Genomic DNA, 21337 nt, shown 5'->3' on the forward strand with positions numbered 1-21337 from the left:
CCTCTTTTTTATGAATTCACTTGATGCAAATACTAGAGACTCAAAATCTAAAGGGGATGTTAGATCTCTTAGGTTAGCTGGTAACATTCCAGGTATAGTCTATGGTGGTCCTGAGCAAAACCAAAAAATTACTGTATTAAAAAAGACAGTAAAATCTTTACTTGATAAAGGAAGTTTTTTATCAAACATAATAACTCTTAATTTAGACGGTAAACCTCAAAATGTTTTACCAAGAGAAATTAGTTATAATGTATTATCTGATGAGCCAACTCATATTGATTTTTTAAGAATTGTACCTGGTGTAAAAATTAGAATTGAGGTGCCTGTTGAATTTATTAACCATGAAACATCTCCAGGTTTAAAAAGAGGTGGAGTATTAAACATAGTTAGAAGAAAAATTGAATTAAATTGTCCAAGTGAAAAAATTCCATCTGTAATTACATTGGATTTGGAGGGTGTAGATATTGGAGAAAGCTTTAAAATCTCTGCAGTTAAACTAGAAGAGGGTGTAACACCAACAATTACAGGTAGAGATTTTGTGATTGCAACTTTAGCGGCTCCTACAGTAATGAAAGAGCCTGAGAAACCAGCTGAAGAGGCTGCGGCAGAAGAAGGTGCAGCAGAAGAAGGTAAAGAAGCAGCTCCAGCAGCAGCTGATGGTGATAAAAAAGATGGCGATGACAAAAAAGCCTCTGAAGAGAAAAAATAATTAACTAATCATAGTGAAGTTTCCTAGATACGATTTAAAAAAAATATGCTTTTATTTGTAGGTTTAGGAAATCCAACACCTGATAGTGAAAACAATAGGCATAATATTGGTTTTAAGTTAATTGATGCCCTTAATCAAAAATTTGGGCTTTCTAAACAAAAACCAAAATTCAAAGGTTTGCTAACGACGGGTAATATTGAGGATAAAAAAGTTTACGCAATAAAACCTCTTACCTTTATGAATAACTCTGGAATTTGTATCAGAGAATTAATTGAATATTTTAAAATCGATGCTGAGGATGTAATTGTATTTCATGATGATCTGGACATTGAATTTGGCAAAGTAAAAGCGAAGTTTGCTGGTTCAAGTGCAGGACATAATGGAATTGAATCTATAGATAAATTCATTGGAAAAGATTATTCGAGAGTGAGAATTGGAATTGGAAGACCAAAAACTAAGGCAGATGTTTCAGATCATGTTTTGAAAGATTTTGATGAAGATGAAATGTTACAATTAGAAAAAATTACAAAAAACATCATTGATTCAATATCTATACTACTTGATAAGAAATTAGATTTATTTTCAAGCACAGTAAATAATAAATAATGAGCTTTAAGTGTGGAATTGTTGGATTGCCCAATGTTGGAAAATCTACTTTATTCAATGCACTAACGAATTCTAGCAAAGCACAAGCAGCCAACTTTCCTTTTTGTACAATTGAGCCAAATGTAGGAATTGTTCCAGTTCCTGATGAGAGACTAGATAAATTAGTTGAAATTTCAAAATCAAAAAAAAAGATTAATACCACTATAGAATTTGTGGATATTGCAGGATTAGTAGAGGGTGCATCTAAAGGTGAAGGCCTGGGAAACAAATTTTTATCACACATTAGAGAGGTTGATGCTGTAATTCATATGATCAGATGTTTTGATTCTGATGATATCCAAAATGTAAATCCCACGGTTGATCCTGTAAGAGATTTGGAGATTATTGAAACTGAAATGATGCTTGCTGATCTTGAGTCTATTCAAAAAAGACTAGAAAAGAGTAATAAAAAAAATGTAGATGAAGAGCAAATAAAAATATTAGAAATTGCATTAGATTGCATAAATAATTCTAAAGATATTCAAATTCTACGTGACCAATTTGAAAAAAAACTATTAAATCAAAGTGGTTTATTATCTTTAAAGCCAAAAATTTTTGTATGTAATGTTGATGAACCAAGTGTTCAAAATGGAAACAAATATACTGAGGCTTTTATTAGTAAATTTGGAGAAAAAAATACCTTAATAGTTTCAGCTGATATTGAAAATCAAATAAATCAGTTAGAAAATGAAGAAAAAGAAAACTATATGGAGATGATCGGTTTAAAAAAAACTGGTCTAAATATGTTAATTCAAAAGGGTTATAATATCCTAGAGTTAGATACCTATTTCACATCCGGGCCTGAGGAAACCAGAGCTTGGACTATTCAGAAAAATTGTACAGCACCAAAAGCAGCTGGTGAAATACATTCTGATTTTGAAAAAGGTTTTATTAGAGCTGAAACAATTGCTTATGAAGATTTCATAGCTAATCAAGGTTGGGTAAATTCTAAAACAAATGGAAAAATGAGACTTGAAGGAAAAGATTATATTGTCAAAGATGGTGATATATTAAACTTCAGATTCAATACGTGACCAAATTTTCTTCATACTGAAATAAACTAAAACTGTCAAAATTATTAAATATAAGATGGCTTTAAATCCCATCTTGTGTCTGCTTTCTAAGTGCGGTTCAGCTGCCCACATTAAAAATGTCGTAACATCTTTAGCCATCTGTTCTTTTGTTGCAGGAGTCCCATCTCCATATTCTATTAAATCATCAGTAATTGGCTCAGCCATTTTAATTTTATTACCATACATAAATTTATTATAGTAAACGCCATCATCAAGTTTCACATCACTTGGCGCATCTTCATAACCAAGGAGCAATGAGTAAATGTAGTCAACTCCTCCACTTCTAGCTTTGGCCAATACAGACATGTCTGGTGGATAGGCACCACCGTTTGCAGCTTGTGCAGCTTTAACATTTTCGTAGGGCATAACAAACTTATCTGATAATTTTGCTGGTCTTAGAAACATTTCGCCTTCACTGTTAGGTCCATCATTCACCTCATAACTTGCGGCTATTGCTTTCACCTGTTCCTCAGTAAATTCTGGTCCGCCTGGTTCTGATAAGTTTCTAAAACTTACATATTTCATCGAATGGCACGAAGCGCATACTTCTTTGTAGACTTGATAACCTCTTTGCAATGAAGCTCTATCAAACTTACCAAAAAGACCTTTAAAGCTCCAATCTGTTTTTAAATAATCTATTTTTTCTGCCGAATTAACCTGAATTGTTCCGGTTATAATGAATATTATTAGATAAATGATTTTAAAAATATTGTTCACTGAATTAATTTAAACTTTCTTTTTTTTTAACTGCTGAGGCCATTGGAGACCCTCCTAAAACTGGCTCTGTAATACTGAGTGGTAAAGGCATAGTTTTTTCTTTAAAACCTAATATTGGAAGAACTACTAAAAAGTGAATAAAGTAATAACCAGTTGCTACTCTAGCAATTAATAAGTACAGCCCCTCAGCTGGCATTGCCCCTACGTAACCAAGTATTAGTACGTCAGCGACTAAAATCCAATAAAACTGTTTATACAAAGGTCTAAATACAGCTGATCTTATTTTAGATGTATCAAGCCAAGGTAGAGCAGCTAAAATTAAAATTGCTGATAGCATTGCAATCACACCTAATAATTTATCAGGTACAGATCTTAAAATTGCATAAAAAGGTAATAGGTACCATTCAGGTACAATGTGAGCTGGCGTTACTAATGGATTTGCTTCAATATAATTATCAGCATGACCTAAAATATTTGGTGTATAGAACACAAAAAAAGCAAAAACGATCATAAACATTAGTAAAGCAAAACCATCTTTAATGACAATATAAGGATGGAATGGAACTGTATCCTTTGATGGTTTTTTAATATCAATACCTACCGGATTATTATTTCCAGGTACGTGTAGTGCCCAGATATGAAGAACTACTAAGCCTAAAATTAAAAATGGAATTAAATAATGTAACGTAAAAAATCTTGTTAAGGTTGGATTATCAACTGAATAACCACCCCATAGCCAGTTCACTATACCCTCGCCCACTAAAGGTATTGCGCTAAAAAGATTTGTAATTACAGTTGCACCCCAGAAACTCATTTGTCCCCATGGAAGAACATAGCCCATGAAAGCTGCTGCCATCATTAAGAGATAAATTATAATTCCCAAAATCCAAATAATTTCTCTTGGGGATTTATATGATCCATAAAATAAAGATCTAAATATATGAATATAAACTGCTAGAAAAAACATTGAAGCACCATTGGCATGGATATACCTTATTAACCAACCATAGTTAACGTCCCTCATGATATGTTCAACACTTTCAAAAGCCATGTCAGCATGAGCAATATAGTGCATAGCTAAAGTCAAACCTGTTACGATTTGAGTTATTAAACAAAAAGTTAAAATTCCACCAAATGTCCACCAGTAATTTAAATTTTTAGGTGTTGGATAATCTGTTAAATGACTGGCAAGAGATAAAAGTGGCAGTCTATCATTAAACCATTTTCCAAACTTTGATTTAGGTGTGTATTCGTGATCACTCATAATAATTCTTATCCGATTTTTATTGTATTACTATTAACGAATTCATATTTGGGTATTTCCATGTTCGTTGGCGCTGGTCCTTTTCTAATTCTACCAGATGTATCGTAGTGCGATCCATGACAAGGACAAAACCATCCATTGTAGTCACCTTTATCATTTAAAGGCACGCATCCTAAATGTGTACAAACTCCCACCATAACTAGCCACTCTGGATTTTTAGCTCTATCCTCATCTTTTTGAGGATCCTTCAAGTCTTCCATCTTAACAGCTTTTGCTTCAGCGATTTCTTCTGAAGTTCTTCTTTTTATAAAAACTGGTTTTCCTCTCCAAAGTACTGTGATTGTTTTACCGGGCTCCATTGTACTTACATCTACTTCAGTGCTTGCTAATGCTTTAACTGATGCATCAGGATTCATTTGATCAATTAAAGGCCAAACAACTGCTCCTACACCTACCGCACCTACTGCATACGAGGCTGTAAATAAAAATTCTCTTCTTTCAGGTTTTTTGTCAGACATCTGTAATTTTTTGTATATTGTTATCTAATATATGATTTCATATAAGAAAAAAGTTTTTTTTCTACTGAAACAATGACACAGAACCAATGAATTTGAGACCTAAAATAGCCTTATATGAACCTGATATTCCCCAAAATACAGCCGCTATTATAAGAACATGTGCGTGTCTGGGCGCAGATTTAGAGATAATAGAACCTTGTGGTTTTCTGTTTAGCGATAAAAGATTTAAAAGAGTAGTAATGGATTATATGGATGAAAAAATGATAAAATTCTATCAAAGTTCTGAAGAATTTTTTAAATCAAAAAAAGATCAGCGAGTTATATTACTAACTACTAAATCTTCCGAATCTTATGCAAAATTCAAATTTGAAAATAATGATACATTATTATTTGGTAGAGAAAGTGCCGGTGTACCTAATCATGTGCATAATTCTATAAAATATAAGTTAAAAATACCAATGAAAGATAATAAAAGATCTTTAAACATAGCCTCTTCAGTTGCTATAATTCTTTCAGAAAATTTGAGACAAACTATTTTTATTAAATGATGGATAAGGAAATTAAAAAAAAAATTGCCTCTAATTGGTTCAAGTTATTACAAAATACTATTTGTAATGATATTGAAAAATTAGAAAACCACAAACTTAAATTTAAATCTAAAGTGTGGAAAAGAAATCAAATTAAAGATGAGGGTGGAGGTGAATTTAGAATTTTAAAAAATGGAAAAATTTTTGAAAAAGTTGGAGTAAATTTTTCTGAAGTTTATGGAAAGTTTTCTAAAGAAATGGGTAAAAAAATACCTGGCGCCTCAAGAGACCCTAGATTTTGGGCATCTGGAATTTCTGTTGTAATGCATATGCATAATCCACATGTTCCTGCTATTCATTTTAACACAAGATTTATTTATACAACTCATGGCTGGTTTGGAGGGGGAATGGATGTAACACCCTGCATAAAAGATTCTAAAGAAAAAAAATTTCTTCATAAAGAGTTAAAAAAGATGTGCGATCGACATAATAAAAAATATTACAAAAATTATAAAAAATGGTGTGATGAATATTTTTATCTTCCTCACCGAAAAGAAACCAGAGGTATTGGTGGTATTTTTTTTGATTATAAAAAAGATAATTGGGAAAAAGATTTCAAATTTGTGACTGATCTTGGTGTTACTTTTCAAATGTTATTTAATTCAATAATTAACTCTAAATATCAAAAGAAATGGACTACAAAAGAAAAGGAGATGCAGTATATTAAAAGAGGTAGATATGCTGAATTCAATTTACTCTATGATAGAGGAACTAAGTTTGGCCTACAAACAGGTGGTAATGTCGAAGGAATTCTGATGTCATTACCTCCAATAGCAAAATGGAATTAATATGGATAAAGAACCAATAACATCTGCTGGACTTGAAAGTTTAAAAGAAGAGCTAATCTTTTTAAAAGAAAAAAAACGTCCTGAAATAGTAGCGGCAATTTCTGAAGCTAGGTCACATGGAGATTTAAAAGAAAATGCTGAATATCATGCGGCTAAAGAAGAGCAGTCTCATAATGAAGGAAGGATTGCTCAGATCAATGATATTATTGCAAGAGCAAATGTAATTGATGTTACCAAATTAAACAATGATGGAAAGGTTATTTTTGGTTCAACTGTTGACTTAGAGAACCTTGATACTGGAGAAAAAATTACCTACAAAATTGTTGGTAGAGATGAAGCAGATTTGCAAAAAAAACTTATATTTTTTCAATCCCCGATAGGCAAAGGATTAATTGGCAAAAATAAGAATGATTTGGTTGAAATTAAAACTCCAGCTGGTGTTAAAAACTTTGAAATAAAAAACGTTAAATATATTTAATTATTTACAATTTTTTGAATTTCTTTCTCTGAAATCTTAAAATTATTATTACTCCAAATTTCCTCGATAGCTTTTAATTTTTTTCCTAATTCTATCCCTTCAGGAATTTGATATTTCTCTATCAATGTATTTGCTTTAAGGGGCAATACTGGAATTTCTTTTTCCTTAAAAATTTTAATCAGTTTTATCAAATTATCATCTACTTTTTTGGATAAAAAAATTTTAAAATAAATAATATCATTTAAGGCCTCCCTTCCATTAAAATAGAGAATTTTATCTAAATTTTTTTCTAAAAAAAATGACCTATTAACTTTTTTGGAATAAAATTTATTTAAAAATAAAAGACGTTTTTGATCCTTTTTTGATAAATTGTATTTATAAATAAAATAATCCACATTATCTGTCCCATCAATAATCATTAGAGATAATAATAAAATAAAATCAACGTTAGCAATATTTTTTAGTGCAAAACTATTTAGTTTACTGAATAATGAAATATTCTTAAGTTGTGGAAAGATAAGACTTATTATTTCAAGGCTATCTTTATCTTTTGCTAATTTTGTAAACCCTCTTGATCTTACTAATTTTTGTAACTCATCCAGTAATCTTTCAGCAGATATATTCATCATACCTGTAAGATTTTTTTTAATTATCTTAATGACTGATGTCTCATGCTTAACTTTTGAATAATTTAAAAAAAATCTGATATATCTCAAGATTCTTAGGTAGTCTTCTTTAATTCTTGTTTCTGCATTTCCAATAAAAAGAACCTTTCCATTTTCTAAATCTTTCTTTCCATCAAAGGGGTCAAAAAGACTTCCATCAATATCAGCATAAATAGAGTTTATGGTAAAATCTCTTCGTGAGGCATCTTCTTTCCAATTTTCAGAAAATTCAACTTTGGCATGTCTACCATCGGTATCAATGTCTTTTCTAAGGGATGTAATTTCAAACTTAATATCATTAATTAATGCTGTAATCGTGCCATGCTTGATACCACTTTCATAATATTTGATATTTTTTTTATCAAGCGCCTCACAAACATCTTTGGGATTTAAATTTACTGCTAAATCAATATCATCAAAGTCTTCTTTATTAATAATTTTCCTGACACATCCACCAACATATCGAATTTCACTATTTACAGAAAATGAGTGAATAGCCTTAAATAACTGCTCTACCTCAGTTTCTTTTTTTATTTTTTTGAAGCCTAAATTTATATGATTTAGATTTTGAGATCTAAAAAAAATTTTATCTAATAAGTTGTTCATATATGGCTGGGGCGCTAGGATTCGAACCTAGGATGCCGGTACCAAAAACCAGTGCCTTACCGCTTGGCTACGCCCCAATATTAATTGCATATAACACAAAAAAAAAAAATTATATAGTTTTTGATTCAATACACCAATGACTATTGAATTTCCTTTTAAATTGCCTGTATGCGTTGCTGCAATCCTTTTGAGAATGAAAATAGGCTACAATTGAAGAGCCTGATCCTGTCATTCTTACAAATATATTTTTTGGTAAAGTTACCATAAAAGATCTGATCTTATTTAGTTTTGGATATTTCCTTAAAGCAATCTTTTCGAGATCATTATTTAGGGCTTTTAAATATTGTGGTTGAAACATTTTTTGTTGCGGTCTTTTAAATTGAGACTTTGAAAATGAAACAACTTTTGAATAGATGAGTTTTGTAGAACAGCCAAAATACGGCTTAGCTATTAAAACATATAGTGCCTTTTTATTAACAAATCTCTTAATTTTACCATTCGATGAAAGAATGGTATTGCCTGGTTTTAAACCCAAAACGACATCAGAGCCTATCTTAGCAGCTAAATCATTTAATTTTTTATTTTTAATCTTTAAGATTTTTTTACTTATCAAAAAATTTATTAAACTTGCAGCATTCATTGAACCACCTCCCATACCAGCTCCATGAGGTATATTTTTTCTAATTTTTATTTCAAATTTTTGATTATTTAAAAGCTTCTCTGCGTCTAATAAGTTTAGCAAAGTTGATATGGTATTAATTTTGCTAATATTTTTTGAAAATTTTCCTGTAAAAAATATTTTGTGATTATTACTTTTTATTTTTTTTAAATAGATCAAATCATGTAAGCTTATAAAGGATATCAAGCTTTCAATCTTGTGGAGTTTTACAGCTCGTCCTATTACATTCAAAGCAAGATTTAATTTTGCATGAGATTTTATTTTAAATGAGGTCATAGGTTAAGATTGCTTGATTCCATCAATTAATTTCTCTTTGATGTTTTTTTTCATTTCATCTTCTGTCTCTTCAAGCTTCAAAACATATTGCCAAAAATACCTTGCTTGTATTTTTCTATTTAATTTCCAAAGAATATCTCCATAGTGATCATTAACTATTGGATCTTGAGGCATTAATTCAACAGCTCTTTTTAAAAAGTTTTCAGCCTTTTCATATTGTCCAACCAAAAAATAAGCCCATCCAATAGAATCTATTATATAAGGATCATTACTTCTTGAAGCATAGGCATTTTCTAGCATTTCAAGAGCTGTATCTATTTTATATTCTCGCTCAAGCCACGAATACGCTAAATAATTTAGTACATAAGCATCATCTGGGTTAATTTCTAGTGATTTCAAAAGATCGTTGTCTGCGTTTTTATAGTCACCAGAGCGCTCGTAACTTCCTCCCCTCCTGTAAAGGATCTCAGCATATAAATCAGAATTACTATCAATGTTTAGGAGTATTTGGTCATAATAATTTATCGCCTTTGCGTATTTTTTTGCATTTTTATTGAAATTTGCAATATCAAAAATCATTTTCTTGTTAGGATTTTTAATTCCTTTAAATTTTGAATTAATAAACTTTAAAGAAACATCTTTATCCAAATTATTTGATATAATTTGTGCTTCTTTCTTTATTTTAAACCAATAATAAAATTCATTTGTTTTATCAAAAACTTCTAATGTCTTTTTAGTATTTTCATAATCTTCATTTGTATAATAATTTTCTGCTAGAAGAGATAAGTTTAAAGTAAATTTTGGGTTTAAATAATTAGATATATTCAAATAGAAATTTGATTTTTCATAGTCCCCTTGAGATGAATATAAATTAGCAACTAGAAAAAAAAATTCACCCATAATATCACTGGAATTAGTACATGAAAAAATATCTAAAAAATTTTTAAATTTTGTATCTTCTATCCATTTTTTTCCTTGGGAAATTAAAAGAGAAGAATTTAGATAATCAAAGTCATCTGTGATTTGCTTTGCCTCATCATATTTTTCACTTTCTATCAAATAGTTCACAAAAAAAAATGCATACCTTGAATAATCTGCATCATTTTGAGAATTAATTAATCTTTTAAAGTAAGTTTTTGTACTTTGATCACCTAAATAACACCTTTGGAAAACTTCATTGATATAAGAAAAATTGCCAAATTTTTTTTTTGATTTGGGAATTTTTTTCTCATTAAAGACATAAAGATATTCTTTAAAAATTTCTGCAATAATTAGGGAAAATCTATCATTATTAATAAGCTCGTACGATCTATTAATATATTGCTCACTACTTTTATAGTCCCCTTTTTTTAAACTATCTATTGCTAATAATAAATTAGCTTGAAAAAAATTAGAATTATCTTTTGTAGAGTTTTGTTTAATTTGATTGATTGCCTTTTTTACTTTACCATTTAAAACTAATGCAAATGTGTATTTCTCTAAGTAAATTTCATGCTGTTTAATTAAAAATTTTGATGAATTAAAAAATTTCAGTGCCTGAGAATTATCTGAATTTTCATATGCAACAATTCCAGAAAAATAATTAGATAAAAAACGTGAATTAAAGTCGTTTAAAGTATTATTTTTTGAGTATAATGGGCTTTGATAAATTAATAATATTAAAATAAATTTAAGAAATTTTACTAACATTTTACTATTGTATGTCTAAAAAAGTAATAAATCAAAATTCGAATTTTAAAGCTAAATTCTTAGACTCAATTGGATCAGACTTTGTTTTTAATGAAAAGCCTATTAATCGATTAAAAGATACTAACTTAAATTTAAAAGAGGCAAATAAAATCGATAAAATAACTCAATTAACTGAACTGAAAAAACAAATAAACTCAATTAGTGATTGTAGTCTAAAAAATAATTCAAAGAATATTGTTTTGGGTGATGGAAATATTAATAGTTCAATTATGTTAATTGGTGAAGCTCCCGGAATAGAAGAGGATAAAACTGGTTTGACTTTTAGAGGTGAGGTCGGAAATCTTTTAGAAAAAATGTTACTCGCAATTAATATCAAAAAGCAAGATATTTATACATCTTATGCTGTTAATTTTAGACCTCCTGAAGACCGAAAACCAACTTCAGCTGAAATAAAAAGATATTCACAATTTCTACAAACACATATTTCAATAATTGACCCAAAAATAATTATTCTCATGGGTAGTACTGCTATGGAGTCTTTAACGGGCCTGAATAGTAAAATATCCAATGAAAGAGGAAAGTGGAAAGAGATAATTGTTAAAAATACTAGCTATAATGTTATTATAACTTTTAATCCTTCATATCTTTTGCGTACACCAGAAAATAAAAAATATTCTTGGGAAGACTTAAAAAGGATTAAAAAAAAAATTATAGATCTAAAGATTAATATTTAATGAAAATTGTAGCTGGTGTTGATGAGGTTGGCAGAGGAAGCTTGATTGGTCCAGTTTATGCAGCTGCTGTAATATTAAATAACTCAATTAACCAAAAACTACTTAAAGACTCTAAGAGTTTAACAAAAGAAAAAAGAAACGAGCTTTATAAATATATTAGACAAAATTCAGTATGGGCAATCGGCCAAGCATCTACTAAGGAGATAGAAAAAATTAATATACTGCACGCTAGTCTACTAGCTATGAAAAGAGCAATTCTTAAATTAAAAAAAAAACCTTCTTTAGTGCTAATAGATGGAAATAAACTGCCCACAATCAAAAATTATAATTTAAAATATATAATTAAAGGTGATCAAAAAATTTCAAGTATTTCAGCAGCATCAATCATTGCTAAAGTTAGCAGAGATAAATTTATAACTAAACTTTCTGAGGAATTTAGTCAGTATGGTTGGGACACAAATTCTGGTTATGGTACAAAAGAACACCTAAAAGCAATTAAGAAATTTGGTATTACTAAATATCATCGAAAAACTTTCTCACCTATTTGTGATCTTTTATAATTTTCACGTGTAACAGCACAACATCTGGTTCTCTTAAAAAATTCAGACACAATTTGAATCTAGTTATTTCAATCTCAGGTTGACGCAAGAATCCGTATGGAGTCTAATTGTTTTATACAAAATGGAAAACAATTTTAAAAATAAGATTATTAATGGTGACAGTCTCAAGGAATTAAAAAAAATTCCAAGCGAAACCTTTGATCTTGTTTTCGCTGATCCACCATACAATTTACAACTAAAAAATTCACTCACAAGACCAGACAGAAGCAAAGTCAGTGCTGTTAACGATAAATGGGATCAATTTGAAAACTTTAAAAAATATGATGAGTTTACAATTGAATGGCTTACTGAATGTAAAAGAATTTTAAAAAAGGACGGAGCCATCTGGGTTATAGGAAGCTATCATAATATTTTTAGAGTAGGAACTGCAATACAGAACTTGGGTTTTTGGATTTTAAATGATGTTATCTGGAATAAGAATAACCCAATGCCTAATTTCAGAGGAACAAGATTTACAAACGCTCATGAAACTTTAATTTGGGCCTCTAAAAGTGAGAAATCAAAATATACTTTTAACTATCAATCTTTGAAATGTTTAAATGATGATCTACAAATGAGATCTAATTGGAATTTACCCATTTGTAATGGTGCAGAAAGACTTAAAAAAAATGGTATAAAAGTTCACTCAACTCAAAAACCAGAGTCTCTATTACATAGAGTTTTATTGGCATCATCAAACAAAAATGATTTAATTCTAGATCCATTCTTAGGATCTGGAACAACAGCCACAGTTGCAAAAAAATTAGGTAGAAACTATTACGGTATAGAAAAAGAAAAAAACTATTTTAAAGCTGCAGAAGAAAGACTAAAGAAAACAAAACCAATAGAAGATGATTTCTTAGACACTTTAAAGAATAATAGATCAAAACCTAGAATACCTTTTGGATCACTGGTAGAGCTTGGAATAATAAAGCCTGGAACAAGTATTTTTGATCAAAAGAAAAAAATTGTTGCAAAAATTATGGCCGATGGAAGTATAAAACATGATCAAGCTGAAGGATCAATTCATAAAGTTGCAGCAACAATACTGGGTTCTGAAAGCTGTAATGGATGGACTTATTGGCATTGCACAGTGAATGGTGTTTCTGTTCCAATTGATAATTTAAGACAAAGATTAATTTCTAAAAATTAGTCTTTATAGATTTTACCAAGATAGCTGTTGATAAATTTTTCATTTTTAACTAATTTTTTTATTACTAAGTTTCTAATCCAAATTATTAATGGGTTGGATAAATGAAAAGCAAAGTAATTAAGTTTTGATTTCATATCAATCATCCTTACTCTTTTAACTCTTTCAGAGTTAAATTGAGTGTTTTCATTTTCTAAATTTTTATAAAGTTCATGAGCAACCTCTATTGATTGAGAGGCACCTTGAGCAAAAGTTGGGGGTAAAGCAAAAAAAGCATCTCCTATGATAAAAGTATTTTTATTTTTTGGTTGATGTGCCTTAGAACTCACAAATATTGGAAAGCATTTAATACTTTCTAGATTGTTAATTGTTTCTGGAGCTACTTGCTTTGATATTTCAGATATAATAGATGCAGTAAAATCTTTGCTCTCAAATAAAGAATAGTCCGATAACTCTTTAGTACTAAGCTTTTTTCTAAGAACGGTAACGAAATTAAACTGTCCTTTGCTATTAACTGGATAAAGAACTGAGTGTAAATTAAATCCTAAAAATAAAGATATATTCCCTGGGTTAATACCCTTGAGGGCATCCTGGTCTATTGTTGCTCTTAAGGCAATAGAGTTAAAGTACTTTGGTTTAATTTCTTTATTGGTAATTAATGATTTTGTTTTTGAAAAAGTTCCATCAGAGATAATTAAGTAATCACATTTAATAGATGAACCATCCTCAAAAGAAACTTCTTTATTTTCAGCTTCTTCATTAATTTTTATAACTTTTTTATTATAATGGATAATATTTTCATGAAGCCCATCTTTTAAGAAATTAATTAAAGTAGAGCGCTGCAAGGTAGTATATTTTGTATCAGCACTGTTAAACATGGATATATCTAAATCACATATTTTCTTATTATTTTTTAAAGAATAGAAGTCTAGTTTATGAGGGTGAAATTTATCTTCTACACTAATTTTTTGGAAATTTATTTGATTTAATAGTTTGATGCTATTAACTGAAAGTTGAATACCGTATCCTTTTTCTAAGTTAACAGAACTATTTTTCTCATAAATTGTAATTTTATAATTTGAGTTTTGGCTAAAAAGATTTGCAATGTACAGACCTGAAATACCCGCTCCTATTATCGCTATATTTTTCATTAATTTTTTTTTAAATAATTAAAAATTTTTTTAGTAAATGTGGGCAAAGTATAATCTTCAAACTTAGAGCTATCAATCCAAGAAGAGTTAGAAATTGTACCCTTTAACTTAGAAAACTTGATTATTATATTCATATTCATATTTGATATCTTGAAGTTTAAAGCATTTATTGAATTGTCAGGTTTGGGTATTTGTTTCATAGGAAATATTTGTAAATTCTTTAAAAAATTTAATTTAGTATTTTTTATCAGTAAAAATTTATTATTCTTTTTATAAACTTCTAACAAATAAAATTTATCAATCTTCTTTTTTCTTACTTTTATTATTTCAAAATCTTTTTTTTTAAAAGACTTACAATTTTTAATTAAAGGACATTGGTAACATAAGGGATTTTTAGGTCGACAAATCAATGCACCTAGCTCCATTATCGCTTGTGCATAATCACTTGCTCTAGTTGAATTACCTAATATTTTTTTACTCTTAACAAGATTATCTTTTGTAATTTCTTTGGGTAATTTTAAATTTAATAATCTTTTAATTACTCTTTCAATGTTTCCATCCAGGGGAATAAATGGCTTGTTAAAGGCAATTGCCATTATTGCATTAGAGGTGTAGTCACCTATTCCAGGTAATAATTTTAATTCGTCAATCGTGCTTGGTAACCTTCTGTTAAAATTTTTTTCTAATATTTGTGCAGTCTTTTTTAAGTTTTTTACTCTTGAATAATAACCAAGCCCTTCCCAATACTTTAAAAGTTTATGTTCCTTAATTTTTGATAGAGATTTAATATCTGGAATATCTTTTACAAAATTATTGAAATATGGAATTACAGTTGCAACCTGCGTTTGCTGCAACATAAATTCACTTACTAGCGTGTAATATTCTCGCTTAACTTGAGATAGTTTTTTTCTCCATGGCAGTGATCTTTTATTATTATCGTACCAATAAAGAATTTTTTTTGTTAGTATGGATTTAGTCATATGCAATTTAAAAATAATACTAAGCAGAGGTTTAAAACTATTCAAGGCTTAAGGTCTTTTAAAGACACTTTGCCAAAAAACATTAAAAAAATAATCAAAAAAAAGGGTCATATATTTTCTGAAACACTTAGTAACTGGAAGTATATAGTTGGAGATGATCTTTTTCAGATATGCTATCCCAAATCCTTTAAAAATTCGAATAAATTTGGAGTAAGCACTCTTCAAATAATGGTAAAGAGGGGACATGAAATTGATTTAGAATACTCAAAAAAAATAATAATGGATAAAATGAATAGTTTTTTTGGCTATGCCGTTGTTGAGAAATTGAAATTCATAAGCTTTGATGATGCTCAAACAAAATTCAAAAAATTAGATGCTAATGAAAATCATGTGACAAATAATAAGTATACAGATAGAATTAATAATATTAAAAACGATAAAATAAAAAAATCACTACTAGAATTAACTAAATTATTTAAACAAAGATGAAAAAATTTGCCTCAACATTATTCATAATATTTTTAATCTTCTCCTCTAAATCGTTTGCTGCAGAAAATGAAATTGTTAAAAGAATTACTGAAGGAGAAGAAAGTGCTAAAATAACAATAATTGCTTACGAGTCGTTGACTTGTAGCTACTGTGCAAATTTTCATAAAGACGTGTATCCAGAACTTAAGAAAGACTTCATTGATAACGGGTTGGTAAAAATAGAATTTAGACATTTTCCATTAGATATTGCAGCATTTAATGCCTCAAAAATTGCTCAGTGTAATAACGACGGCAGTTCAAGCATTATGAATATTTTATATTCAGGCCAGAAAAAATGGGCTAGAGGAAAAACACCAGAAGAAGCTACAGGATATTTGAAAAAATTCTTAAAAGGTGAGAATATAAACATAGATTTTGATAAATGCTTAAGTGATAAAATTATAGAAGATTACATATTAAATGACCGAATCGAAGGTGTTAAAAAATTTAAGGTCAATGCTACTCCTACGATAATAATAAACGATAAAAAGTTTGAAAAATCCCTAAATTATAAGAATTTAAAAAAATATCTAGAAAAACTGATATAAGTTAGTTCATGGAGTTTAAAAAAATCCAATTAAATGGGTTTAAATCATTTGCCGAAAAAACAAATTTTTTAATTGAAAATGGCCTGACAGGTATTGTCGGCCCAAATGGTTGTGGCAAATCCAATATTGTAGAATCCTTAAGATGGGTAATGGGCGAAACATCTGCTAAAAGTATGAGGGGCTCAGGTATGGAAGATGTTATTTTTAATGGCACTTCGAATAAAGCATCTAAAAATATAGCGGAGGTTTCTATTACACTGGATAACGATAGCCATGAAGGACCCATGCAATATAAAGAATTAGACCAAATTGAAATTAGAAGAAAAATTGAAAAAGATAAAGGTTCAAAGTTTTATATAAATGACAAAGAAGTTAGAGCAAGAGATGCTCAAATTTTTTTTGCAGATTTATCTACAGGTGCCCACTCACCATCAATAATAAGTCAAGGTCGTATAGGAGCTCTTGTTACAGCTAAGCCTACAGACAGAAGAGCTATTTTGGAAGAGGCAGCAAATATTTCGGGTCTACATGTGAGAAGACATGAAGCGGAACTTAGATTGAATGCTGCAGAAACAAACTTAAAAAGAGCAGATGAATTAAGAAGACAACAAGAAAAACAATTAGCCAACCTACAAAAACAGGCTGAAGAAGCAACTAAATACAAACTAATCTCTGAGGAAATAAAAAAAATTGAAGCAGGTTTGTATTATTTAAAATTATTAGAAATTGACAATGAAATTAGGGTGGAAAATGAAATTAATAATGAGGCCCAAGGAGAGGTAAGCAATTTCAATCAACAAATAGCTCAGTTTGAAGGTTCTATTAAAACTGAAACTGATAAAGTGTCACCACTAAGAGAAAAAAATATAGAAAATCTCTCTAAAATCCAAAGATTAAATTTAGAATTACAAAATTTAGATGAAGAAAATGTAAGAACTCAAGATGAGATAGAAAATATTAAAAAATCTTTAAAAATAATTGAAGAGGATATTGATAGGGAAAAAGGGATTGTAATTGATGCAAATTCAAACGAAAAAAGATTGAAAGAAGAAAAAGCTGAATTAATAGAAATTGACTCCAAGTACTTTGAAACTGAGAAACTTTCCAATGAAGATCTTGAAAATGCAAAAAATCAATTAAAAGAGGAACAAAAAAAAGTAGATGAAATAATTAATGTTTTTGCCGATGGAAATATAAATATTGGTGTTGGCCCAATTAGAAATGTCAAAAGTACAATAACAAGAGCAAAAGAGCTAATCAATAATAATGAAGTAAGTCAGGCACTTGTTTTACTTGATAGATGTCAAATAGAGATAGATGATTTTTTGAATAACCTTGAAGATGAAGAAAGTAAAAAGAAACTTTCTAATATTAATGAAAAAAATGAAAATATAAAACTATTACAAGAAAAATATGCAGATAGTTTTAGTAAAAACCAATCAATTAAAAAAGAGTCTGTAAAAAGAAATGAGCGAATTAAAGCGATAGAAACAGAAGTTGAAAGCTGGAAGAACTTATATTCAAATTCTCAAAAAATGGTTACAGAATTAACTGAAAGAAAAAATAAATTACTATCAAATTTAAATGAACGTGATCAACAGCCAAAAGCTCAAGCAGAAAGAAAAGGTCAGATTACTGAAGGCTTACGAATTGCTTCAGCTGAAAAAATTGAAAATGAAAAAATAATAGAAGAAACAGACCAAAAAATAAATTCTTTAAGACTCGAATTAAATGAAGTTCAAGAAAAATCTATTCAGATAAGAGAAAGAAAAGCGAGTTCTGGTGCAACGATTGAAGGATTAAAAAAACGTAAAGATGATCTACTTGATAGGGTACGCTCTGAGCTTAATCTTGATGAAGATAAAATTCTTGAAAACTCAAATTTAAACGGTGTTGAAGAGTTACCAAATTCTACAATACAAGAAGATGCTTTAGATAAAAAAAAAAATGAAAGAGAGAAATTAGGATCTGTTAATTTAAGAGCTGATGAGGAAACTAGTAAATATGAAATTGAAATAAAAAAAATGGAACAAGATAGAGAGGATCTTGTAACGGCTATTATAAAATTAAAAGAAAGCATCAATGAATTGAACCAAAAAGGAAGAGAAAGATTATTAGAAGCTTTTGAAAAAGTTAATAGAAAATTTAATGAAGTTTATACAAAACTATTTAATGGTGGTAATGCTAAATTAGAATTGATTGACTCTGATGATCCACTTGAAGCAGGCTTAGAAATGCTAGTAAGTCCCCCAGGTAAAAGACTTCAATCAATCACTTTATTATCAGGTGGAGAGCAAGCTTTGACTGCTCTTTCTCTAATCTTTGCTGTTTTTTTAACTAACCCTTCTCCAATTTGCGTTTTAGATGAGGTTGATGCACCCTTAGATGACGCCAATGTCACAAGATTCTGTGGCCTATTAGAAGAGCTAACTAAAATTACAGATACTAAATTTATTATTGTAACCCACCACGCTTTAACAATGTCTAAAATGGATAGGCTTTATGGAGTTACAATGCCTGAGAAGGGAATTAGCCAGTTGGTTGCTGTTGATTTACAAAAAGCTGAAAGTATGGTTGCATAATACTTGATGCCAAAAGAAGACCTTAAAACTCGCTTGGAGATTGCAAAAACAAAGTTTACAAAGAAAAATCTTATTAAAAATGAAGAGGCAACCTCCTCTATTGGAACTGCCTTTAAATTAAGTACAGAATTAGTGTCTGCAGTGGCAGTTGGGACAATTATAGGGTTTATTTTAGACAAGACCTTTGGTACTAAACCCTGGTTAATATTAATATTTTTTTTTGTAGGTGTTGTTGCTGGAATTATAAACGTATTTAGATCTGCAAAAAATATGCAAAAATAGACTTAAAAAATTATGGCTACAAACCCAATGAACCAATTCGAAGTTTATAGAATTGGACCAGAAATTAAATTAGGAGCAATAGATATTTCTTTCACAAACGCAAGTTTGTTTATGGTGATTAGTTCACTTGCAATCTTATTAGTTTTTAATTTAGGGTCAAAAAAAAACTCTTTACTACCAAGCAAGATGCAACTTCTTTCCGAATTAAGCTATACTTTTGTTTCCAAAATGATTAGTGATACAGCAGGATCAAAAGCAAAACCATACTTTGCGTTTATCTTCTCAATATTTATGTTTGTACTATTCTGCAATATGTTTGGGATGATCCCTTACGCCTTTACAGTAACTAGTCATATTATTGTTACTTTTATTTTAGCTTCATTTATTTTTTTGGGAGTCACAATTATTGGATTTATGAAACATGGATTGGGATATTTAAAATTATTTGTGCCTAGCGGGGTGCCTGCTTTACTATTGCCGCTAATAGTTGTTATAGAAATAATTTCTTACTTAAGTAGACCAATTAGTCTTTCAGTTCGTTTGTTTGCAAACATGATGGCTGGTCATACTATGATGAAAGTTTTCGGAGGCTTTGTAATAAGCCTTGGAATAGTTGGTGGATGGCTTCCACTGAGTTTTTCGGTTGCGCTAACTGGCTTGGAAATATTAGTTGCTTTTCTTCAAGCATATGTTTTCGCAATCTTAACCTGCATCTACTTAAATGATGCATTAAATTTACACCATTAACTAACATAAGGAGGATATAATGGAATTAGAAGCAGCAAAAATGATCGGGGCAGGACTAGCAGCAATAGCTCTAGCGGGTGCCGGTGTTGGAATTGGAATTATCTTTGGTAATTACCTTTCTGGTGCAATGAGAAACCCATCTGCAGCTCAAAAACAATTTCCTAATCTTTTATTAGGTTTTGCTTTAGCTGAAGCAACTGGCCTATTTGGATTAGTTGTAGCGTTAATTATTTTATTTGCATTTTAAATTTAATGATTAAAAAAATATTTTTTCAGTCGATATTTTTAAGCTTCCTGTTTTTTATGGAAGCTTTTGCAGCTGAAAGTGGTGGAATGCCTCAATTAAATCCTGAGTTTTGGGTTTCTCAAATTTTTTGGTTGATTATTACTTTTGGAATTTTATATGTTGTTTTATCTAAACTTATACTTCCAAAAATAAGTGCCAATCTAGAAAATAGAAAATCTCAAATTTTAGAAAACATTGAGGCTGCGGAAAAGCAAAGAGAAGAAAGTGAACAAAAAATTCAAGAATACGAAAAAATAATACAAGGCAGCAAAAATGAAGCAAAAAACTACTTTAAACAAGCTAGAGAAGAAGTACTGAAGGACATTGGTGTAAAAAAAGAAACACTAGAAAAAGAACTTGATGAAGAAGTTAATAAAGCTGAGATTGAAATAAAAACTTTTAGAGATAGCGCTCCAGAGAAAATTAAGAAGATTGCTGTTGAAACCTCTTCAGACTTACTACAGAAACTAATAGGGGCTGAAGTTAACAGTAGTAGCATCTCTGCAATAGTAGAAGATCTTTCGAGAAAAAAAATGGTTAAATATTATGATAATTGATGGAACTTTTTGGGTAGCTATATCTTTTTTAATATTTTTAGGGGTTTTAATTTATTTAAAAATACCTCAAAAAATTAATGAACTTTTAAATAAGCTTATCCTTGATATTAAAAATGAAATAGATGAAAGTGAAAAGCTAAGACAAGAAGCGAAAGTCTTGTTGGATAACGCTCAAAATAAACTTGATACCGCACAAACAATAAGTAATGATATTTTGCGACAAGCTAAAAAAGATAGTGAACATCTTATAATCGAAATGAATGATAAATTTCACAAATCTTCAGAAATTAAAAAGAAATTAGCAGAAAATAAAATTTCACAAATGAAAGAGGCTGCACTTAAAGAAATAAAAGATGTTTCAATTAAAATCGCTATTGATTCTGTTAAAAAAATTATTAACACATCTGTTGATAAATCAAAACTTGATGGTCTTTTTGAAAAAAATGTTGAAGAAACAAAAATAGCTTTAAAAGAAATAAGCTCATAATTACCTTACAAT

25 protein-coding genes and 1 tRNA gene are annotated in these 21337 nt (G+C 29.4%); 17 read left to right on the top strand and 9 right to left on the bottom strand.

Annotation, left to right across the window (positions count from 1 at the left end):
* The first annotated feature begins 10 nt into the window (after window positions 1–10).
* The 3 genes from AC5SL1_RS05135 to ychF are packed head-to-tail and all read left to right on the top strand — an operon-like array spanning window position 11 to window position 2388.
* A complete protein-coding gene (locus AC5SL1_RS05135) occupies window positions 11–709 on the top strand; it encodes a 50S ribosomal protein L25/general stress protein Ctc (RefSeq protein WP_494599341.1) in 699 nt (232 codons plus the stop codon).
* A gap of 45 nt (window positions 710–754) precedes the next feature.
* Window positions 755–1315 carry an aminoacyl-tRNA hydrolase gene (gene pth / locus AC5SL1_RS05140; RefSeq protein ID WP_494599342.1) on the top strand — a complete coding sequence of 187 codons (561 nt, stop codon included), beginning with the start codon at window positions 755–757 and terminating at the stop codon, window positions 1313–1315.
* A complete protein-coding gene (gene ychF, locus AC5SL1_RS05145) occupies window positions 1315–2388 on the top strand; it encodes a redox-regulated ATPase YchF (RefSeq protein ID WP_494579417.1) in 1074 nt (357 codons plus the stop codon). Before pth ends, ychF begins: the two co-directional genes overlap by 1 nt.
* Here ychF and AC5SL1_RS05150 read toward each other — a convergent pair.
* From AC5SL1_RS05150 to petA, 3 genes are read right to left on the bottom strand one after another with little or no spacing between them, the layout of a single operon-like run.
* Window positions 2365–3144: a cytochrome c1 gene (locus tag AC5SL1_RS05150; protein ID WP_494572903.1), complete on the bottom strand. Its 780-nt coding sequence runs from the start codon at window positions 3142–3144 to the stop codon at window positions 2365–2367. The two genes, ychF and AC5SL1_RS05150, sit on opposite strands and share 24 nt — an antisense overlap.
* Before the next feature lie 4 nt (window positions 3145–3148).
* Complete coding sequence (locus AC5SL1_RS05155; protein WP_494579419.1) at window positions 3149–4408, bottom strand: cytochrome b; 1260 nt, start codon at window positions 4406–4408, stop codon at window positions 3149–3151.
* Window positions 4409–4416: 8 nt separating this feature from the next.
* Window positions 4417–4926, bottom strand: a complete 510-nt coding sequence (gene petA, locus AC5SL1_RS05160; RefSeq protein WP_494599343.1) for a ubiquinol-cytochrome c reductase iron-sulfur subunit — start codon at window positions 4924–4926, stop codon at window positions 4417–4419.
* 86 nt (window positions 4927–5012) lie between these two features.
* Between petA and AC5SL1_RS05165 the strand changes: the two genes are divergently transcribed.
* The 3 genes from AC5SL1_RS05165 to greA are packed head-to-tail and all read left to right on the top strand — an operon-like array spanning window position 5013 to window position 6779.
* A complete protein-coding gene (locus AC5SL1_RS05165) occupies window positions 5013–5474 on the top strand; it encodes a tRNA (cytidine(34)-2'-O)-methyltransferase (RefSeq protein ID WP_494572906.1) in 462 nt (153 codons plus the stop codon).
* The gene (gene hemF / locus AC5SL1_RS05170; protein WP_494600295.1) at window positions 5474–6301 is read left to right on the top strand and encodes an oxygen-dependent coproporphyrinogen oxidase; all 828 of its coding nucleotides are present in this window, start codon (window positions 5474–5476) and stop codon (window positions 6299–6301) included. Before AC5SL1_RS05165 ends, hemF begins: the two co-directional genes overlap by 1 nt.
* A gap of 1 nt (window position 6302) precedes the next feature.
* A complete protein-coding gene (gene greA / locus AC5SL1_RS05175; protein WP_494572907.1) occupies window positions 6303–6779 on the top strand; it encodes a transcription elongation factor GreA in 477 nt (158 codons plus the stop codon).
* Here greA and AC5SL1_RS05180 read toward each other — a convergent pair.
* From AC5SL1_RS05180 to AC5SL1_RS05195, 4 genes are all read right to left on the bottom strand, one after another.
* Window positions 6776–8050 carry a CCA tRNA nucleotidyltransferase gene (locus AC5SL1_RS05180; protein WP_494586359.1) on the bottom strand — a complete coding sequence of 425 codons (1275 nt, stop codon included), beginning with the start codon at window positions 8048–8050 and terminating at the stop codon, window positions 6776–6778. The two genes, greA and AC5SL1_RS05180, sit on opposite strands and share 4 nt — an antisense overlap.
* A gap of 3 nt (window positions 8051–8053) precedes the next feature.
* A tRNA-Gln gene (locus AC5SL1_RS05185) sits at window positions 8054–8127 on the bottom strand.
* Window positions 8128–8159: 32 nt separating this feature from the next.
* The gene (locus AC5SL1_RS05190) at window positions 8160–9005 is read right to left on the bottom strand and encodes a 4-(cytidine 5'-diphospho)-2-C-methyl-D-erythritol kinase (RefSeq protein WP_494586360.1); all 846 of its coding nucleotides are present in this window, start codon (window positions 9003–9005) and stop codon (window positions 8160–8162) included.
* Window positions 9006–9008: 3 nt separating this feature from the next.
* Entirely contained in the window at window positions 9009–10694 is a 1686-nt protein-coding gene (locus AC5SL1_RS05195) for a tetratricopeptide repeat protein (protein WP_494599344.1), read from the bottom strand.
* Window positions 10695–10705: 11 nt separating this feature from the next.
* Here AC5SL1_RS05195 and AC5SL1_RS05200 point away from each other — a divergent pair, with 11 nt between their 5' ends.
* The 3 genes from AC5SL1_RS05200 (at window position 10706) to AC5SL1_RS05210 (ending at window position 13180) form a co-directional block, all read left to right on the top strand.
* Window positions 10706–11428: a uracil-DNA glycosylase gene (locus AC5SL1_RS05200; protein WP_494599345.1), complete on the top strand. Its 723-nt coding sequence runs from the start codon at window positions 10706–10708 to the stop codon at window positions 11426–11428.
* Window positions 11428–11988 (top strand): ribonuclease HII, encoded by a 561-nt coding sequence (gene rnhB / locus AC5SL1_RS05205; protein ID WP_494586362.1) that lies wholly within the window; start codon window positions 11428–11430, stop codon window positions 11986–11988. The genes AC5SL1_RS05200 and rnhB overlap by 1 nt, the downstream gene beginning before the upstream one ends.
* Before the next feature lie 121 nt (window positions 11989–12109).
* Window positions 12110–13180 carry a site-specific DNA-methyltransferase gene (locus AC5SL1_RS05210; protein WP_494599346.1) on the top strand — a complete coding sequence of 357 codons (1071 nt, stop codon included), beginning with the start codon at window positions 12110–12112 and terminating at the stop codon, window positions 13178–13180.
* Here the strand turns inward: AC5SL1_RS05210 and AC5SL1_RS05215 are convergent.
* Window positions 13177–14328: an FAD-dependent monooxygenase gene (locus AC5SL1_RS05215; RefSeq protein WP_494599347.1), complete on the bottom strand. Its 1152-nt coding sequence runs from the start codon at window positions 14326–14328 to the stop codon at window positions 13177–13179. The two genes, AC5SL1_RS05210 and AC5SL1_RS05215, sit on opposite strands and share 4 nt — an antisense overlap.
* Window positions 14328–15308, bottom strand: a complete 981-nt coding sequence (locus AC5SL1_RS05220; protein WP_494599348.1) for an A/G-specific adenine glycosylase — start codon at window positions 15306–15308, stop codon at window positions 14328–14330. Before AC5SL1_RS05220 ends, AC5SL1_RS05215 begins: the two co-directional genes overlap by 1 nt.
* Here AC5SL1_RS05220 and AC5SL1_RS05225 point away from each other — a divergent pair, their 5' ends adjacent.
* The 8 genes from AC5SL1_RS05225 to AC5SL1_RS05260 are packed head-to-tail and all read left to right on the top strand — an operon-like array spanning window position 15309 to window position 21325.
* Entirely contained in the window at window positions 15309–15797 is a 489-nt protein-coding gene (locus AC5SL1_RS05225) for a DciA family protein (RefSeq protein WP_494599350.1), read from the top strand.
* Window positions 15794–16384, top strand: a complete 591-nt coding sequence (locus AC5SL1_RS05230; RefSeq protein ID WP_494599351.1) for a thioredoxin domain-containing protein — start codon at window positions 15794–15796, stop codon at window positions 16382–16384. The genes AC5SL1_RS05225 and AC5SL1_RS05230 overlap by 4 nt, the downstream gene beginning before the upstream one ends.
* Window positions 16385–16392: 8 nt before the next feature.
* Window positions 16393–18966, top strand: coding sequence for a chromosome segregation SMC family protein (locus AC5SL1_RS05235; protein WP_494599352.1), 2574 nt, complete (start codon window positions 16393–16395; stop codon window positions 18964–18966).
* Window positions 18967–18972: 6 nt separating this feature from the next.
* Window positions 18973–19248, top strand: a complete 276-nt coding sequence (locus AC5SL1_RS05240; protein ID WP_494572918.1) for an AtpZ/AtpI family protein — start codon at window positions 18973–18975, stop codon at window positions 19246–19248.
* A 12-nt stretch (window positions 19249–19260) separates the two neighbouring features.
* Window positions 19261–19995 (top strand): F0F1 ATP synthase subunit A, encoded by a 735-nt coding sequence (locus tag AC5SL1_RS05245; protein WP_494572919.1) that lies wholly within the window; start codon window positions 19261–19263, stop codon window positions 19993–19995.
* A 19-nt stretch (window positions 19996–20014) separates the two neighbouring features.
* Complete coding sequence (locus AC5SL1_RS05250) at window positions 20015–20242, top strand: F0F1 ATP synthase subunit C (protein WP_006997791.1); 228 nt, start codon at window positions 20015–20017, stop codon at window positions 20240–20242.
* A 5-nt stretch (window positions 20243–20247) separates the two neighbouring features.
* The gene (locus tag AC5SL1_RS05255; protein WP_494599353.1) at window positions 20248–20838 is read left to right on the top strand and encodes a F0F1 ATP synthase subunit B family protein; all 591 of its coding nucleotides are present in this window, start codon (window positions 20248–20250) and stop codon (window positions 20836–20838) included.
* Window positions 20828–21325 (top strand): F0F1 ATP synthase subunit B family protein, encoded by a 498-nt coding sequence (locus AC5SL1_RS05260; RefSeq protein ID WP_494599354.1) that lies wholly within the window; start codon window positions 20828–20830, stop codon window positions 21323–21325. The genes AC5SL1_RS05255 and AC5SL1_RS05260 overlap by 11 nt, the downstream gene beginning before the upstream one ends.
* Window positions 21326–21337 lie beyond the last annotated feature (12 nt).

The sequence above is a fragment of the Candidatus Pelagibacter sp. PS_10_02 genome (genome assembly GCF_059418005.1).

Excerpts from the sequence above, each read along its gene's own strand:
- AC5SL1_RS05135 (WP_494599341.1), top strand. The coding sequence starts at position 11 with ATGAATTCACTTGATGCAAATACTAGAGACTCAAAATCTAAAGGGGAT.
- pth (WP_494599342.1), top strand. The coding sequence starts at position 755 with ATGCTTTTATTTGTAGGTTTAGGAAATCCAACACCTGATAGTGAAAAC.
- ychF (WP_494579417.1), top strand. The coding sequence starts at position 1,315 with ATGAGCTTTAAGTGTGGAATTGTTGGATTGCCCAATGTTGGAAAATCT.
- AC5SL1_RS05155 (WP_494579419.1), bottom strand. The coding sequence starts at position 4,408 with ATGAGTGATCACGAATACACACCTAAATCAAAGTTTGGAAAATGGTTT.
- petA (WP_494599343.1), bottom strand. The coding sequence starts at position 4,926 with ATGTCTGACAAAAAACCTGAAAGAAGAGAATTTTTATTTACAGCCTCG.
- AC5SL1_RS05165 (WP_494572906.1), top strand. The coding sequence starts at position 5,013 with ATGAATTTGAGACCTAAAATAGCCTTATATGAACCTGATATTCCCCAA.
- hemF (WP_494600295.1), top strand. The coding sequence starts at position 5,474 with ATGGATAAGGAAATTAAAAAAAAAATTGCCTCTAATTGGTTCAAGTTA.
- greA (WP_494572907.1), top strand. The coding sequence starts at position 6,303 with ATGGATAAAGAACCAATAACATCTGCTGGACTTGAAAGTTTAAAAGAA.
- AC5SL1_RS05180 (WP_494586359.1), bottom strand. The coding sequence starts at position 8,050 with ATGAACAACTTATTAGATAAAATTTTTTTTAGATCTCAAAATCTAAAT.
- AC5SL1_RS05190 (WP_494586360.1), bottom strand. The coding sequence starts at position 9,005 with ATGACCTCATTTAAAATAAAATCTCATGCAAAATTAAATCTTGCTTTG.
- AC5SL1_RS05195 (WP_494599344.1), bottom strand. The coding sequence starts at position 10,694 with ATGTTAGTAAAATTTCTTAAATTTATTTTAATATTATTAATTTATCAA.
- AC5SL1_RS05200 (WP_494599345.1), top strand. The coding sequence starts at position 10,706 with ATGTCTAAAAAAGTAATAAATCAAAATTCGAATTTTAAAGCTAAATTC.
- rnhB (WP_494586362.1), top strand. The coding sequence starts at position 11,428 with ATGAAAATTGTAGCTGGTGTTGATGAGGTTGGCAGAGGAAGCTTGATT.
- AC5SL1_RS05210 (WP_494599346.1), top strand. The coding sequence starts at position 12,110 with ATGGAAAACAATTTTAAAAATAAGATTATTAATGGTGACAGTCTCAAG.
- AC5SL1_RS05215 (WP_494599347.1), bottom strand. The coding sequence starts at position 14,328 with ATGAAAAATATAGCGATAATAGGAGCGGGTATTTCAGGTCTGTACATT.
- AC5SL1_RS05220 (WP_494599348.1), bottom strand. The coding sequence starts at position 15,308 with ATGACTAAATCCATACTAACAAAAAAAATTCTTTATTGGTACGATAAT.
- AC5SL1_RS05225 (WP_494599350.1), top strand. The coding sequence starts at position 15,309 with ATGCAATTTAAAAATAATACTAAGCAGAGGTTTAAAACTATTCAAGGC.
- AC5SL1_RS05230 (WP_494599351.1), top strand. The coding sequence starts at position 15,794 with ATGAAAAAATTTGCCTCAACATTATTCATAATATTTTTAATCTTCTCC.
- AC5SL1_RS05235 (WP_494599352.1), top strand. The coding sequence starts at position 16,393 with ATGGAGTTTAAAAAAATCCAATTAAATGGGTTTAAATCATTTGCCGAA.
- AC5SL1_RS05240 (WP_494572918.1), top strand. The coding sequence starts at position 18,973 with ATGCCAAAAGAAGACCTTAAAACTCGCTTGGAGATTGCAAAAACAAAG.
- AC5SL1_RS05245 (WP_494572919.1), top strand. The coding sequence starts at position 19,261 with ATGGCTACAAACCCAATGAACCAATTCGAAGTTTATAGAATTGGACCA.
- AC5SL1_RS05250 (WP_006997791.1), top strand. The coding sequence starts at position 20,015 with ATGGAATTAGAAGCAGCAAAAATGATCGGGGCAGGACTAGCAGCAATA.
- AC5SL1_RS05255 (WP_494599353.1), top strand. The coding sequence starts at position 20,248 with ATGATTAAAAAAATATTTTTTCAGTCGATATTTTTAAGCTTCCTGTTT.
- AC5SL1_RS05260 (WP_494599354.1), top strand. The coding sequence starts at position 20,828 with ATGATAATTGATGGAACTTTTTGGGTAGCTATATCTTTTTTAATATTT.